This is a genomic window from Stenotrophomonas sp. PI_27, assembly GCF_027854495.1.
Classification (GTDB): domain Bacteria; phylum Pseudomonadota; class Gammaproteobacteria; order Xanthomonadales; family Xanthomonadaceae; genus Stenotrophomonas; species Stenotrophomonas pavanii.
Window position 1 is genome coordinate 114306 of record NZ_JAJNOF010000002.1, and the last position, 14796, is coordinate 129101.

General features: G+C 67.3%; 12 protein-coding genes. 3 read left to right on the forward strand and 9 right to left on the reverse strand.

Annotation, left to right across the window (positions count from 1 at the left end; genetic code table 11):
- Positions 1–3: 3 nt before the first annotated feature.
- Both LRM18_RS02765 and LRM18_RS02770 read right to left on the reverse strand, forming a co-directional pair.
- Positions 4–237, reverse strand: coding sequence for a hypothetical protein (locus tag LRM18_RS02765; protein ID WP_141098705.1), 234 nt, complete (start codon positions 235–237; stop codon positions 4–6).
- Between the two features lie 76 nt (positions 238–313).
- The gene (locus LRM18_RS02770; RefSeq protein ID WP_270950882.1) at positions 314–994 is read right to left on the reverse strand and encodes a response regulator; all 681 of its coding nucleotides are present in this window, start codon (positions 992–994) and stop codon (positions 314–316) included.
- A gap of 116 nt (positions 995–1110) precedes the next feature.
- Here LRM18_RS02770 and LRM18_RS02775 point away from each other — a divergent pair, with 116 nt between their 5' ends.
- Positions 1111–1770, forward strand: a complete 660-nt coding sequence (locus tag LRM18_RS02775; RefSeq protein WP_270950884.1) for a response regulator transcription factor — start codon at positions 1111–1113, stop codon at positions 1768–1770.
- A gap of 11 nt (positions 1771–1781) precedes the next feature.
- Here LRM18_RS02775 and LRM18_RS02780 read toward each other — a convergent pair whose 3' ends face one another.
- Both LRM18_RS02780 and LRM18_RS02785 read right to left on the reverse strand, forming a co-directional pair.
- A complete protein-coding gene (locus tag LRM18_RS02780; protein ID WP_270950886.1) occupies positions 1782–5024 on the reverse strand; it encodes a hybrid sensor histidine kinase/response regulator in 3243 nt (1080 codons plus the stop codon).
- A gap of 157 nt (positions 5025–5181) precedes the next feature.
- Complete coding sequence (locus tag LRM18_RS02785; protein WP_270950888.1) at positions 5182–7842, reverse strand: ATP-binding protein; 2661 nt, start codon at positions 7840–7842, stop codon at positions 5182–5184.
- Positions 7843–8112: 270 nt separating this feature from the next.
- Between LRM18_RS02785 and LRM18_RS02790 the strand changes: the two genes are divergently transcribed.
- Entirely contained in the window at positions 8113–8298 is a 186-nt protein-coding gene (locus LRM18_RS02790) for a hypothetical protein (protein ID WP_172412152.1), read from the forward strand.
- Positions 8295–9488, forward strand: a complete 1194-nt coding sequence (locus LRM18_RS02795; protein WP_270950892.1) for a DUF389 domain-containing protein — start codon at positions 8295–8297, stop codon at positions 9486–9488. The genes LRM18_RS02790 and LRM18_RS02795 overlap by 4 nt, the downstream gene beginning before the upstream one ends.
- An 84-nt stretch (positions 9489–9572) precedes the next feature.
- Here LRM18_RS02795 and LRM18_RS02800 read toward each other — a convergent pair whose 3' ends face one another.
- Genes LRM18_RS02800 through LRM18_RS02820 form a run of 5 tightly spaced genes read right to left on the reverse strand, consistent with a single transcriptional unit; the run spans position 9573 to position 14796 of the window.
- Positions 9573–10067: a hypothetical protein gene (locus LRM18_RS02800; RefSeq protein ID WP_270950894.1), complete on the reverse strand. Its 495-nt coding sequence runs from the start codon at positions 10065–10067 to the stop codon at positions 9573–9575.
- A gap of 11 nt (positions 10068–10078) precedes the next feature.
- Positions 10079–10558, reverse strand: a complete 480-nt coding sequence (locus tag LRM18_RS02805) for a fimbrial protein (protein WP_088476129.1) — start codon at positions 10556–10558, stop codon at positions 10079–10081.
- An 8-nt stretch (positions 10559–10566) separates the two neighbouring features.
- Positions 10567–11061 (reverse strand): fimbrial protein, encoded by a 495-nt coding sequence (locus LRM18_RS02810; protein WP_270950897.1) that lies wholly within the window; start codon positions 11059–11061, stop codon positions 10567–10569.
- Position 11062: 1 nt separating this feature from the next.
- The gene (locus tag LRM18_RS02815; protein WP_270950899.1) at positions 11063–12118 is read right to left on the reverse strand and encodes a fimbrial protein; all 1056 of its coding nucleotides are present in this window, start codon (positions 12116–12118) and stop codon (positions 11063–11065) included.
- Positions 12115–14796 (reverse strand): fimbria/pilus outer membrane usher protein, encoded by a 2682-nt coding sequence (locus tag LRM18_RS02820; protein WP_270950901.1) that lies wholly within the window; start codon positions 14794–14796, stop codon positions 12115–12117. The genes LRM18_RS02815 and LRM18_RS02820 overlap by 4 nt, the downstream gene beginning before the upstream one ends.

The following is a 14796-nucleotide window of genomic DNA, read 5'->3' on the forward strand; positions in this document are numbered from 1 at the left end:
ACGTCAGGAATCGTGTTGAGAAGCGTTCTGCTTTGCAGGGCCCCGTGCCGGGCCCGAAGCTTGGCCCGCTTCGCTGTCACTGCAGCGGTCCTGCCATTGGCGGCGCAGCGCTCGGCGCAACTGCGGCGAGGCAAACAGGTACTGATTGAGGCAGTCCAGGAAGCTCGCCTGCGAGCTGGCCGAAAGCTCGCTGAATCGAAGCAGCAGCAGCGTTACCAGAAAATTGGGGTCGGGCACGTGGTCACCGGTTACAGGGGTGTGCCCCACCGAGAATACGAACGCTGCAGCGCAAGACCATCGGACAATGCCTGAATCAGTCCGATTCTCCACCGGCGCCTGCACGGGCGCTCTGCGATGCCTGGACCAGCCCATGCGCCAGCGCGTACTCGAACACGTCCGCGTCCCGCTCCAGGCCAAGCTTGCGCATGGCCGCCATTTTCTGCGTGCTGACGGTCTTGCTGCTGCGCCCTACCCGCTCGGCGATTTCCCGGATGGTCAATCCTTCGGCGAACATGCGCAGCACTTCTGTTTCCCGCTTTGACAGTGCGGACGCACCACTGCCAAGTGCCTCGGCCACGTGGGCGAGCAAACGCTCAATGGCCGGAGAGACGAACGGCTGGCCGGACCGGGCCGCATGCACCGCAGGAACCACGTGCTCCAGCGAATCGCTCTTGCTCACGATGCACGTCACCCCGGCGGCCTGGATGGAGCGCAGGACCAGCGGACTCTCCATGCCGGTGAGCACCACCAGCTTCAGGTTGGGAAATCGCCGCTGCAGGAATCTGAGCAGGGTCACGCCATCGCCGTAGCGCCCGTTCGGCATCGAAAAGTCACAGACGGCCACGTCCACCGGTGCGGCGCTCAGCAGCGCAACCAGTCCGGTCGAGTCGCTGGCCAGGCCAGCGACCGCGATGCCGGGTTCGGAGCGCAGCAGCATTTCCATGCCGGCCAGCATCACGGGATGGTCGTCGGCAACGACCAGGTTCAAGGCCATACAGTCATCCTCTTGGTTGCAGGTATCGCCAGGCATGCCAACACGCGGTTGCCTGGCCTATAGTTGCGGCGGCGGGTCGCCGGTGTGGCGGGCCAACTTCAGCGCGGGGCTGTTGCATGTCTCATCCGATCATTCGTGTAGCCATTGCAGACGACCACCCGGTCATCCGCATGGGAATCGGGGCCGCAATCGATGCGGTTCCCACGCTGCAGTGCATTGGAACGGCGTCCGACTCCTCGGAGCTGGTGGCGCTGCTGGACAGTACCGCATGTGATGTCGTGGTGACCGACTACGCCATGCCGGGCGGCACGCACGGCGACGGCCTCGCCCTGCTGGATACACTCCGCGAACGCTACCCCGACCTGCGTGTGATCGTGATGACGGGCATGGACCAGCCGGTGGTCATCCAGTCACTTTATCAGCGCGGCATCACCCATATCCTCAGCAAGGCCGATGACACCAGCCATGTTCCGGCGGCCATCGCTGCGGCCTGGGCCAACCGGCGCTACCTCTCGCCGTCGGTCGCGCAGATCTTGCCACACCATGCCGCAGCGTCAAGGAAGACAGCGCTCTCGCCACGGGAACGTGAAGTGCTGACGCTGTTCGTGTCGGGGCTTGGCATCAACGAAATTGCCGAGCGCCTGGACAGGCGCAAGCAGACCATCAGCACGCAGAAGCGGATCGGGATGGCCAAGCTGGGCATCGACAAGGAAGCCGATCTCTTCAAGTTCGCGACGGAACTCGGCCTGCGTTCAAACGGCCCCGACCCGGACTGATCGGCGTTCGCTCACGAGCCGTCCGGCAGGCCCTCCCGATAGCTGTCGATGAGCGCGGACAGGGACGCGAGCAGCGCCTGCAGCTCGGCTTCATCCACCGTGTCGTGCTCGCGCAGGCGGTGCTCCACGGCCCCGAAGCGCTCGCCGAGCGGACGTTCCCCCATCATCAACAGCACGCCCTTCAGGGAATGGACCTTGTCCAGCAGCGCGGCCTGCCGCCCTTCCCGCAGCGCGGCGGCAAGGACGTCAAGATCACGCGCGCCGCTTTCCACGAACAGGGCTCGAAGTTTCAGCGGCAGCCCCTGCCCCGCGGCCGGCGCGGGTGCCTTGTGGTTGCTGGCAGGAACGTAGCGGTCCAACGCCGCTGACAGCCGTTCCAGATCCAGGGGCTTGAGCAACAGCCCATCGATGCCCGCCTGCCGGCAGCGCTCCCGCTCGCTGGCCAGCGCGGTTGCGGTGATCGCCAGGATCGGCACCTTTTCCCCGCGTGCACGCAGCGTCTGGGCCAGCTCGTAACCGTCCATCACCGGCATGTTGATGTCGGTCAGCACGACGTCCCAGCTATCCGACGGCCACAGGCTCAGTGCGGCCTGGCCATCCTCGGCGGTGCCCACATGCCAGCCGAGCTCCTCCAGCTGCTGCTGGATCAGCTCGCGGTTCACCGGATTGTCCTCCACCAGCAGCACCCTTCCCCGTCCCGCCGGCGGCCGCGCCTGCGCGGCGACCGGCGATGGCGCGTCCGCTCCCATCGCATCCTGCAATAACGCGCGCAGCAGCGCCGGGCTGGAATAGCTGGTGACGTGCACGCCATCAGGACGGCGTTCGGGGGCCAGGGGGCCGCTCGGGTACGCGCGCACCAGCCGGGCGTGGAGGCTGCACAGCGCCTGCTCATCCTCCTCCGGCCACGCGCGGCGCTCGCCGAAAATCAGCAACGTTGTCGTTGCGGCATCGGTGGGCAGCGCGGCCGGACGATCAAGAACGGTCAACCCTGCGCCCCAGCGCTGCAGGACCTGCCCGATTTCCTGCCGCCACTCCGGCGCTGCGGAAAGCAGCGTCACCGTGGTGCCCGACAGCGGCTGGTCAGCGCCCTGCGGCGCATCGACAGGGTGAACCGGCACCTCCAGGGTGAACACGGTGCCGACGCCCAGCGTACTTTCGGCCTGGATGCTGCCGCCCAGCAGATGCGCAAGTTGCCTGCACAGCGCCAACCCCAGCCCGCTGCCACCGTAGCGTCGGGACACGCTGGCATCGCCCTGCTCGAAGGGACGGAACAGATGCGCAAGCTGCTCGTCGGACATGCCGATGCCGGAATCCACGACCCGCAGCCGCAGCACGCTCTGGTTCGGCTGCAGGCAGTTCCCGAGCCCGGCGTGCAGCGTGATGCGCCCGGACTCGGTGAACTTCACCGCGTTGCTCAGCAGGTTGTTGATGATCTGCCGGATGCGATGCGCATCTGCCCGGTAGGCATCCTCAAGCTCGGCGTCGATCATGTAGAACAGCTTCACGCCCTTCTTGTGCGCCTCGGGCGCATACAGCAGCGTGGCCTGCTCGATCAGTTCACGAACGTTGAAGTGCGCCGGGTCGATATCCAACTGCCCGGCCTCGATCTTCGAGAAGTCGAGCACATCACTGATGATCGCCATCAGGGAGTCCGCCGACAGCCGGATGCGCTGCAGGCGTTCCTGCTGCGCAGGCTGCAACGGTGAGCGTGCCAGCAGTTCCAGATGGCCGAGGATGCCGTTGAGCGGCGTGCGGATTTCGTGACTCATGGTGGCGACGAAGGCGCTCTTCGCCCGGTTGGCCGCCTCCGCAGCGGCGCGGGCATCCTCGGAATCGCGACGGGCGCGCTCCAGGGTCTGCTGCAGTTCCATCTGCGCCGTGACATCACGCAGCGCGCAGACCCACACGGTCTGGTCGCGATAGCGTGCGATGGCCAACGCCACCTGAAGCTGGATCGGCGCTGCACCCGCGTCGTGCAGCGTCCAGTTGAACTCCTTGCGCGCTCCGGGCAAGGCATGCGCCTGCTGTACCAGCGCGGCATAGAGCGCCGGGGTCGTCGAATCGCCCGCCAGCTGCGTCGCCAGTTCGCGTGCGACCTGGTTCTGCAGAAGGGGAGCACCATCATCGCAGCTGAGCAGTGCCAAGCCCACCGGCGCCGTGCCGATGATGGTCTGGCTGAGCGCTTCGCTTTCGTAGACGCGCGATGCCTCGGCCAGGGCCGGCGCCATGACCTTGCGCTCCACCCGCCAGAGCAGCAGCCAGAGTGCTGCGATGATCGACAGTGCCGTCAGCAGCCGCGCAACGATGGCCATCCCCTGGTCGCGCCACAGCGCGCTCCAGTCGTAAAGACGCGTGAAGCGCCAGTCCGTCCCTGACAACCCCCCGCTTACCGCAAACAGATGCTGGAACGACAGCCGTGTCACGTTGCGTGTGTCCTGCTGCGCCAGCAGCGGGCCAAGCGCATTGGCCTCCCGGCTGAGGGGGCCCTTTGCCAGCACCACTTCACCGGTGGGCCCGGTCAGCAGATAGCTGCCGGCGGCGGTCGCTTCCAGGCGCGAGCCGATGCTGCTGATCGGCTCGAAGGTGACCCGCCGGAAATAGGGCGTGGTGCCCTCGGCGAGGGTGAGAATACCCACCAGCGAGGGCCGGCCATCCAGCGGGTTCCGCCCGAACAGCGAGGCCAGGCGATGGCCCTTGGCGGCGCTTTCCATCGGACCGGGATCTGGAGATTGCAGCGGCGCGTGGCGCTCGATGCCCTTCAACAGTGCGAACGCCTGTGCCCGCGAATCTGCGCGCAGCCCCCGCAGCAGCTGCGCCTCGTCAACCACGCCGGGCAGTGCCATCAGCCGCGCCTGCGGGTCATAGCCATACACCATGGCCGGGCTGTTCCCCTGCATCGAACTGATCGCCGCAGTCGTGTACAGCGAGTACTGATAGATCATGCCCAGATAGGCTTCCAGATCAGGCTGTGGCATCGGCCGCTCGGGATCGCCCAGCACCAGCCACGGCACCGATGCCGGACCTTCTGCCCGGACCACCGTCCGCATGCCCTGCGACAGGTAGTTGGCCACCATCGGCCGACCCAGGCGCCGCAGTTCTTCCCGCTGCCCGCTCCACATCACGTCGTTGGCGTTCACGCTTCCTGCATACGCACGGTCACGTTGCACCAGGAAGTAATCGATCGCGCCGCGGGCCTCGAAGAACTTCTGGCGCTCGCGGTCATGGAATTCGCCTACGCCGGCAAAGATGCTCACCGCTGTGGTCAACAGCACCAGCAGCGTGATCAGCCCCCCTCCCCCCAACAGCAGCCGGCGCTGTGAACGGTGGAGTGCCTGCAACGGGGCGGAAGGCAAGTCAGGCGAGGCCGGAGGCATGGCATTCCCGCGCACGGGCAAGGGGGTGGCCATGAATCTAGTGCATGCCCCTTTCCACCGCCAGTGTCGGCACGCCCCGCTGCGAGGAAACCAGCAGAGCCTGCAGCAGGCCATCACTGGAATAGCAGGACACGCGCCACGCATTTCCCCGCACCTGCGGCTTCAGCGGACCGTCGGCAGATACCAGGATCACCCGCCGCCGTCCCGCCCGCGACGCCACTTCCGTCCGCGCAGGACTTCTCTCGAATGCAACGAGCGGAACGTGCGCCTCCCAGTGTTCGGCGGGCCAGGCGTCGGCCTCGCTCACGATGATCACGGTGGCGCCCCAGCGTTCAAGCCGGCGCCGCAGCTCGTCCCGCCAACCACTGGCCGAGGAACTCAGGAGCACCGAGCGGTCAGCCAAGGGCAGCGTCCCGGCAGCCGGAACCGCCTGGACCGGTATGCAGAAGGTGAAGACACTGCCGACGCCGGGCGTGCTGCTGGCATGGATGATGCCCCCCATGCAGCTGCTCAGTTCACGGCACAGTGAAAGCCCCAGCCCAGACCCGCCGAAACGGGTGATGATGCTGGCGTCCGCCTGCACATATGGCTGGAAGAGCCTTGCCATCTGCGTCTCCGTCATGCCGATGCCGGAATCGATGACCTGCAGCTGCAGCTGGGAGCCGTCCGCATCGGGCACCCAGTCAGCCCTCAGTTCCACACGTCCGGACGGGGTGAACTTCACTGCATTGCTGACCAGGTTGCGCAGGACCTGCTCGATGCGTGCCTGCGGCCCGACCAGCCTGGCCGGCACTGCATCATCGACCATGACGTCCAGTACCAAGCCCTTTGCTTCGGCCAATGGCGAGAAGAGCAGCGCGACCCGCTCCAGCAGCGTCACCGGTTCGAAGGTCTCCGCAACCAGGTCCAGGTGCCCGGATTCCGCGCGGGAGAAATCCAGCACGTCGTTGATGATCTGCAGCAGCGAGTCCGCAGCCTGGGTAATCCGCCGAAGCCGTGCCTGTTGGTTGTCGTCCAGCGCAGAGCGGCCGAGCAACTCCAGGTGACCCAGGATGCCATGCAACGGCGTGCGGATCTCGTGGCTCATGGCGGCCAGGAAGCGGCTCTTTGCGCGGCTGGCGGCCTCGGCCGACTCGCGCGCCTGCTTCTGCTGCTGCTCCAGTTCGATCCGCGCGCTCAGGTCGCGCACGGCGCACAGCAGTACCATGCGCCCTTGATAGCTGGCACTGGTCGCCCCCACCAGCAGCACGACAGGCGCCTGGCCGTGGGGATCCGGCACCGACACTTCGAACTCGGCGATGGTGGTATCAGGCAGCAGCAGGATCGCCGAGGCCTGGTCGACCATGCGGGCGTAGAGCATGGCGCCGCGTCGCTCGGCGGCGGCGGCGAGCTGACGCATCATGTCGTTCTGCACCACCGGGTCACCGCTGTGGCGATCGAGCAGGCACAGTCCCACTGGTGACAGCTGGATCAACGCGCGGCTGAGCTGTTCGCCCTGGTAAACGCGCGCGGCGCGTGCCAGCGCGGGCCCGAAGGCGCGCCAATGCAGCCAGGCCAGCAGCGTCCAAAGACCCAACAACAGGCCGAACGCCAACGACGCGGCGGCGATGTACAGGCGTTGCCCATCGGCAATGACATCGTCGATGCAGTACGTGCTGACCAGTGCCCAGTCGGCTTCCTCGATACGGACCACCTGGAAGAAACGCAGCCCTTGGCGGAAGGTGGCCAGCGTCCGCCCCTTGTGCTCCGCGTCCAGAAGATGCCGGGTCACCTCGCCCAGATCCAGCGCTTTGGGGCTGCCGGTGCCCGCCACCACGCGGCCGTCGCCGGTCAGCACGAACGACACGCCACCATCGGCGATGCGCATTGCCCGGGACAGCGGTGTCGTTGATTCCAGCGTGACGAACGTGCCGATCACGGTGGCACCGTCACGCGCCACCAGGGCACTGGCGATCGCCGGAGCCCCCGACACCGGATGGCGCACCAGTTCCATCCGCGTGGCGTGCGTGCCATACGCCTCCGCGCCGTCGACGCCGGTGCGGGACAGCGCCGCGAGCCGACCGATGAGCTGCGCACGGTCCTTTTCTCCCGTGGCCGACAGCAGATGCTGTTCGCTCATGCCCTCGCCCAGTACCAGCAACTGGCCGCGCGGATCAAGAAAGAAGCTCGACTCCGATTCGCTGGACCGGCCGCCGGCCCCGCCCAGCCGGCGGATGATCGACAGTGAGTGCGCCAGCATGAGATAGCGATCCAGGCGGTCAACGGGCCAGGCATCGGTGCCGGCACCCAGCACCGTCTGCGGCACGCTCTCGGTGCCAGCGGTCATGACGGCCCGCTGTCCGGCACGCAGATAGTTGGCACGGTCCACTTCCAGCGTCCGCGCATCATTGTCCGGGCGATGCCGCCAGGCGTACTCGGCCATGCTCAACAGCCGAAGGTGGGCAGCATCCGACGCCGCCAGGTGGGCCTCGACGATGGCACGGCTGCGCTGCAGCGCTTCCGACCGCCGCGCCGCAAAGCCATCTGCGTGGAACAGCGCCAGCGCGATCAGCCCGGCAACGATGGCGATGCTGAGCAGGCAGCCGCCGCCCAGCAGCACGCCGCGCTGGTACTTGCGGAGCGCCGCGAGGTCGCAATCGTCGGTGGCATCAGGCGAGGCGTCCTGGCGCAGGTGTGCGGAGCGGAAGAAACGGAACATTGTCGCTGTGGATGCGCCCGCCAAGGAACATGCGGGCCATCCCGGAGGAAGTGAAAGGGAGCGGCCACCCTATCGGCCCCTGGCAGACAGCCACATAGGACGCGGCTGACTTTCAGCCGCGCTGCGGCGCAACGCGGCCGCACGGCTGGCGTGGGTGCGTGGACGTCCATTCCGCGTCGGATCCCCCGCGGAATGGGCGTCGTCCGATGGGCTGCTGCAACACGCTGGTTGACGATAGGTGTTCGACCCTCTTTGTTCCCAGGCATCTCCATGGCAGATCTTTCCCGACACACCCTCATCTACACCGAGTACGGCCACTGGAATGTCATGCGCGGCCGTCAGCTGCTTGGCGGCCGTACCTGCCTCGCAGAGGCGCTGGCCCTTCTGGACTACTTCCACCGGCTGCAACGGGCCGAAGCGCTGCATTCACCCGCGCAGCCGGGAGCGGATCGATGAGTGCCGTGCCAACGCTGCTGGTGAGTGTCCTGGCATCCGCCCACCATGGCTGGAGCCGGTGGCGCAACCGCATGCTGGCCGCCGTCGACCACGATGCCGTCATCGCCAACGTGAGTGACGGTGGCGGGCTCAGCCCGCGCTTCACGTTCATGGCAGTGATGTCCTGCGGTATCGCGATCCTGGGGCTGCTTCAGTCCTCCGGGGCCGTCGTGATCGGTGCGATGCTGATCTCGCCGCTGATGGGCCCCATCGTGCAGCTGGGTTTTTCGCTGTGCGTGGTCGATTTCCGGATGATGGGCCGCGCACTGCTTGCGCTGCTTGTGGGCATGGCGCTGGCGCTGCTGACCGCTATCTGCATCGTATGGCTGTCGCCGCTACGCGAGGCGACCAGTGAGATCCTTGCACGCACGCAACCCACCCTGTTCGACCTGCTGGTGGCGCTGCTGTCAGGGCTGGCCGGCGGCTACGCAGTGATTACCCGGAAGGGAGAGGCCATTGTGGGCGTTGCAATTGCTACCGCCTTGATGCCGCCGTTGGCAGTGGTCGCGTTTGGGCTGGCGACGGGCGACATGCGCGTGGCTGGGGGCGCGATGTTCCTTTTCATGACCAACCTGCTGGCGATTGCCCTGAGCGTGACACTGATTGCCAAGTGGTACGGGTTCGGGATGGAGAACTCACCTCGCCACACCGCCTGGCAAGCAGGGGTGATCGCCACCACGTTCATTCTGCTGGCGCTGCCGCTGGGACTGGCCCTGCGCGAGATCGGGCAGCAGACCTGGGCCGCAAACCAGGCCCGCGCCGTGGTTACCCGGTACCTGGGCGATCGCCGTGCGTCGATTGAACACATGTCCGTGGTGCGTGCCGAGCATCGCTATGTCATCGACGTGGTGGCGCTGGTCCCGGCGTATATCAACAATGCCCAGGGCAATCTGGCAGGGCGGCTGTCCGCGCGGCTGGCGGCCCCGGTATCCCTGCGCGTCAGGCAGACCCTGGAGGCCAACGAGGACGGACTGCGCAACCGGGCCGATATCGATGGCCTGCGGCTCAACGTTGCCAGCCTGTCTGCCGAGACCCGGGCACTTCGTGTCGCGATGGATGAGATCGTGGCGGAACGCTCACGCGTGCTGCGTGAGGAAAGCGCTGCACAGGAGCAGGGCGATGGATCGCACAGCGCGGACAGCCTCCGCTAGCGAGGCGCCGCTGCGCGCAGCAGCCCTGTCCTGCGCCTGAAACGCGAGGGGGACGGCCCCGGGTGCCCTCCCCCGCCCGCGTGATCAGTTGTACGTCATGGTTACCGTGATCGGTCGGCTGACCGTACCGGCCGATACCGTTGCGCGGCTCTGCACGAAGCGTGCGCGGAATGCGTGCGTCGCCGCGGCCGTGGTCATCTGGGCCGTTCCGCCAGGGGCGACGCGGGCCCCGCTGCTGGTGTACTGCAGCTCGACGCCGATGCCAGGCACACCCTGGAACAGCTGGGCATTGCTGGTGTCGGCGGTACCATCGAAACGCAGGGCAACCCGGGTCACCAGCGGGTCACACTGGCTGACCACAACATTCACCGGCTGGAACGGCGAGGTATACGCGCCGGTGAACAGTGTTGCCTGATAGGTGCCGAGATTGACGTCGGCCACGGCGATGCGGCAGACGCCCGGCAGAATGGTGCCGGTGACGTTGAACGTGGTGGTCGTCTGCGCGGCCGCGTGGCCCGCAGCGAACAGCGAGGCCAGCGCCAGCAGGATGGAAGGCAGGCGGAGGGCGACAGTGCACATCAGCTGCAGCCTCAGTTGTAGGTGAGCGAAACGGTGATGGGACGCGTCACGCGGCCCGCGCCCACCGTTGCAGCGGACTGCCGGAAGCGCGCACGGTATGGATACACGCCGGCGGCGGTGGTGTACTGGGTACGGCCACCCGGTGCAATCGGCACGTTGACGGCACCGACCACGCGCACCAGTTCGATGCCTACGCCGGGAACCCCCTGGAACAGCGACGCGTTGCTGCTGTCGGCCGCACCGGTGAAGGTCATGGCGACCCGCAGCACCTGCGCGTCGCAGTCGCTGACGGTGCCACTGAAGTCCACATAGGCCGTGGCATAGCTGCCGGTGAACAAGGACGCCTGATGGGACCCCAGATCCACATCGGGGAACGCGACCTTGCAGACGCCTGGCAGGATTTCGCCGGACATGGTGAAGGCCTGGCTGTCCTGCGCGTGCACCGTGGCAGCGCAAAGCAGCAGGCTCAGGGAGAGAAGCGGACGGAACATGGGAGACCTCAGTTGTAGGTGACCTGGACAGTGATGGGGGTACGGATCGCACCGGCGGTGACATTGCCGGTGCGGACGAGTAATGCGCCGAGATCGCGCTGGCCTGCCGAACCGCCGCTGGTGGGCCAGTCAAACGCGGGTTGGTTGGGTGCATACAGCGTGCCGGTGGCACTCTGCAGTCGGATGGCCAATCCCCGCACACCGCCGGTGGCCGGGATGGCGAAGTAGCTGGCATTGCTGCTGTCGGCGGTGCCGACGAAGCGGACGTGCAGCGTTCGCAGGTCGTCGCTGCAGTTCTTGCGCTCCAGCACGAAGGCCACGGCGGGCGACTGCGTGCTGGTGGCGAAGTACGTTGCCTGGAACGTGCCCAGATCGACGTCCTGCACGCTCAGCTGGCAGGTCCCGGCCAGGAACCTGCCGGTGAAGCGGACGGTCAGGTCCGCCGCCGCCACCGGCAGGGCGGCCCCGCACAGCAGCGCCAGCAGCAGCCATCGTGCGTGCATGTCAGTAGTACTCCAGGGTAATGGTGGCGGCACCGTTCGCCTGTCCCGATGAGGCGGCAGCGGCGTAGCGGGTATAGCGCGCACGCAGCATCAGCGTGTAGGACGCGTTGTTGGTTTCGCTCAGCGCCAACCCAGAATCACGCATGCTGCCAAAGCCCACCGACTCGTCGGCCGCGGTCCCGATCTGGATGCCGATGCCGGTGGCCGTGGTATTCACGCCGTCGCTCTGCAGCATCATCACCGAGCGGGCGCTATCCGCCACGGCCGTGACCGGATCCACGCGGAAGCGGAGGGTGTTGTCGACGCGCCCATTGGCCGTCTGTACCGTTCCCGTGGTGAGGTTGCCGCGGTAGCGGCCGTAGAACGCCGGGCAATTGCTCAGCGTTACCGGGACGTTGACCCATTGTGTCCCGCTGCCGACGGTGGGAATCTCCGTCACGCGGTGATCGCCAAGATTCACCGAAACGTCTGCAGCGGTGCAGGTGCGTGCAACGATGGACAGCGAGCCCTGCACCCGCCCGTTCCAGAGCTGGAGCGCGCTGTTGGCACCGGTCATGCGGTATTCGAAGCGCGGCAGGTTCGCGCCAGTGACCGTGCCGGCCGTTATGGGTCCGGTCTTGATCAGGCTGACGTCGAAGGATTGAATAAGGTAGATCAGCGTGCCCGTGGTCACCTCCGCGGAAACCAGCATCGGAAACGGCTTGCCGCTGAACCAGACCGCCACGCCGACGCCGGGAAGATTCGTGTTGTATACGGTTCCGTAGCTCGCGTGTACGTAGCCCGAAGGCCCGTACGGCAGCGCGGTGTACTGGCGGATGCGATCGGCGCTGCCCGGTGTGCAGTAGATCTCGTTGGTGGGCCCGGCGTAATACGTGGCCCGGTAGATTTCGGTGCCGACCGGCACATCCGGACCGACAGTGATGCTGCCACTGAGGTTGGCGATGTTGGTGAGTGTGGTGGTGCCGGCGTTGAAGCGGCAGTTCTGCGCAAGCGCAGGCGCTGCGGCCATCAACAGGACAAGCGCGATCAATCGCGCGACCAGAGGCAGGCGAATCACGGTGCGTTCTCCTGGAAGGTGGTGGTAACCCGGCGCGCGGGCGGCGCGTCACCGTTGGCATGGACGACGGGGGATCGGCATTGCGCGCTGAGCACGGCGTACTGGCCGCTGACAGGGCCGTCGGGAATCTGCACGTCCACCACGCACTGGTGGTCGGCGCCCTCGCCCCATTGCACCTGCACCGGCCCGGACGACTGAAGGCCACTGAGCAGCAGGCGGCTGCCCTGCCCCACCACGCCGACCGTGGCGCCGCTGGCATCGGTGGCCTCCGCGCCGAACGGTAGCGGGCGCCCGTCTTCGGTCTGCGTGTCGACCATCAGCCCACGGCTGGCGCGCGTACTGAAATCGAGCTTCACCAGCGCGCCGGCACGCGGCGCCACCGCGCGTGCGGTTTCCTGCAGCTCCACGCTGTAGCCGGCCCCTTTGGGGTCGAGCGAAATCGTGTTCAGCTGGTACGGCGTCAGGTACGGGACCACCGCAAACCCACGCCTGTCCACGCGGGATCCGCCGCTGTTCTCCACCCGCATTCCCGCCGCGCCGGGCGCGTGCACCAGCGCGACTGTGTCGCCCAGCGGCGGCGACAGGGTCAGCCCACCCGCGTGGAGCACCAGCCCGCCCGACGCGCCAAGGCCCATCTGGGTATAGCCGGGCCCCCGGCTGAGATTGGCCGCCACCTGGCCGCGGCCGCCGCGATAGCCGCCGTTGACATCCAGGGCGTTGCCACCGCCGATACGCGCCAGTGACACGCCGTAATTGACTCGGTCGTCGCGGGCCCACAGTCCGCTGGCCGACAGCTGCGTGGAGGGATCGGCATTGTCGCTGCGGGTCTGGGTGGCATTGAGCTGTGGCGCACGGGGCGTGCGCCCCAAGGGCACCGACAGCATGAGCATCAGGCGATTGTCAGCCCGCGCCATCTGTGGACGCGGCGCCGCATCCGCGCCGGGAATGCGATCCTGCAGGAAGCCCGGCATGAAATCGATCGAATCGCGCGTGCGCTGGAAGTTCAGGCTGTAGCTCAACGACTTCCACTGGTTGCTGTAGCCCACGCTCAGGTCAAGCTGGCGGCCAGCCGTGTTCCAGAAGTCGCGCCGCGTCCCGATGACGAACAGCTGGCCACCGCGCTCCCCCAGGCGCTGGTTGACGCTCAGGTCCATGCGGTTGCGCTGGCGCGCCACCGCGTCGATGCCAAGATCACGTGCCTGTGCGTCACGCAGGCTGGCCCAGTCGCGCACGCTCACGTAGCCACGCGTTGCATAGCGGTAGGCCGCGATGGCAAACGAGGTGCCGGTGCTGGCGATGCTTCGATTGTAGGCCACGCGGAAGCTGCTGCCGGACAGCTCAGGCAGGCCGTTTACACGGGCCTGTGACAACGACGCATCCATTGCCAGCGCACCGAATCGTGTATTGACCGCACTGCCGGCCAGCACCGAGTGGTAGTTGTCGCCCACCACGGCGCCGCCGTAGGCGCTGACCACATTGGACAGGCCGCGCTGGTACTGCAGCTGCAGGACGTCCGGCGCATCGAGCAGCGAGGCCTCGGCAACACGACCGGCCGCTACCGACCACCGTGACTGGCCCGGACGCAGCAGTTGCGGCACCGCCGAATACGGCAGCGTGAACCGCCGTGAGCGGCCGTCGGCTTCGACGACTTCCACGTCGAGATCGCCGGCATAACCGGTCGGGAACAGGTCGTTGATCTCGAACGGTCCAGGTGCAACGCTGGTTTCCAGCAGGACGTTGCCACGCTGGCGCACGATCACCCGGGCGTTGGTCTCGGCGATGCCACGCACTACCGGTGCGAAACCGCGCTGTGACTGCGGCAGCATGCGGTCGTCGCTGCCCAGGCGGGCGCCACGCAGGCGCACGCTCTCGAACAGGTCGCCCGCAGTGGACGTGTCGCCGACCATCAGCTGCGCCTTCCACGGCACGATGTCGTGCATCAGGTAGGCGGCCGCTGACCGGTAGCGCTGCGGCTGGCTGCCACCGCGCGTCATCGCGCCCTGGTGCACCAGCTGCCAGCCCGCCACGCGGCCCGAGGCGTTCAGGCCAAGGAACCCGGAGTAGGTCGGGGCAGCGCCATTGCTGTAGCGATAGACGTTGGCGTTGTAGCCCAGCGACAGCGCCGCCACGCCGGCATCCCACTCACTGGGGTCGACATGGCCGCGCGCTTCGCTGCGCAGGTACAGCTGCGGCACCTGCAGATCCAGGGTCTGGCTGCCTGCATCGAAGGACGCCGTGGCACCGGGCACGCGCTCGCCCAGGTCACCACAGAAGGGTTCGTCCGGCCAGGCCAGGGCCGGCTGCCGGGCCTGGTCGGCGTGCAGGCGCTCCGGCGCGATGCCGTAGCGCTTCAGCGCGGCCGGGTCCAGGCACAGCCGCGAGACGCCGTCCACCTCGCGGTAGACAATGTCCGCACGCGCTTGCCACTGGCCGTTCAGACGCACGTCCCCCCGGTAGGTACCGGGCGCAACGTAGTCTTCCTGCGAAAACCGCTGCAGGTCCAGGCGCGAGGACGCCCCCACCGGCAGGAACGCGGCGTCGAACTCGACATCGTCCGGGCTTTCGTTGCCGGCGCTCGCGACGGCCGGGGCAAACAGGATGGCGGCCACCACACCCGGCAGGCGGGCGCGCTGGAACCGGCGGGCGCCGGCAGCCGGCGCCCGGGAACGGGCGTTCAT

Coding starts and splice junctions, on each gene's coding strand:
- LRM18_RS02800 (WP_270950894.1), bottom strand. CDS start 10,067: ATGTGCACTGTCGCCCTCCGCCTGCCTTCCATCCTGCTGGCGCTGGCC.
- LRM18_RS02805 (WP_088476129.1), bottom strand. CDS start 10,558: ATGTTCCGTCCGCTTCTCTCCCTGAGCCTGCTGCTTTGCGCTGCCACG.
- LRM18_RS02775 (WP_270950884.1), top strand. CDS start 1,111: ATGTCTCATCCGATCATTCGTGTAGCCATTGCAGACGACCACCCGGTC.
- LRM18_RS02795 (WP_270950892.1), top strand. CDS start 8,295: ATGAGTGCCGTGCCAACGCTGCTGGTGAGTGTCCTGGCATCCGCCCAC.
- LRM18_RS02810 (WP_270950897.1), bottom strand. CDS start 11,061: ATGCACGCACGATGGCTGCTGCTGGCGCTGCTGTGCGGGGCCGCCCTG.
- LRM18_RS02770 (WP_270950882.1), bottom strand. CDS start 994: ATGGCCTTGAACCTGGTCGTTGCCGACGACCATCCCGTGATGCTGGCC.
- LRM18_RS02785 (WP_270950888.1), bottom strand. CDS start 7,842: ATGTTCCGTTTCTTCCGCTCCGCACACCTGCGCCAGGACGCCTCGCCT.
- LRM18_RS02820 (WP_270950901.1), bottom strand. CDS start 14,796: ATGAACGCCCGTTCCCGGGCGCCGGCTGCCGGCGCCCGCCGGTTCCAG.
- LRM18_RS02790 (WP_172412152.1), top strand. CDS start 8,113: ATGGCAGATCTTTCCCGACACACCCTCATCTACACCGAGTACGGCCAC.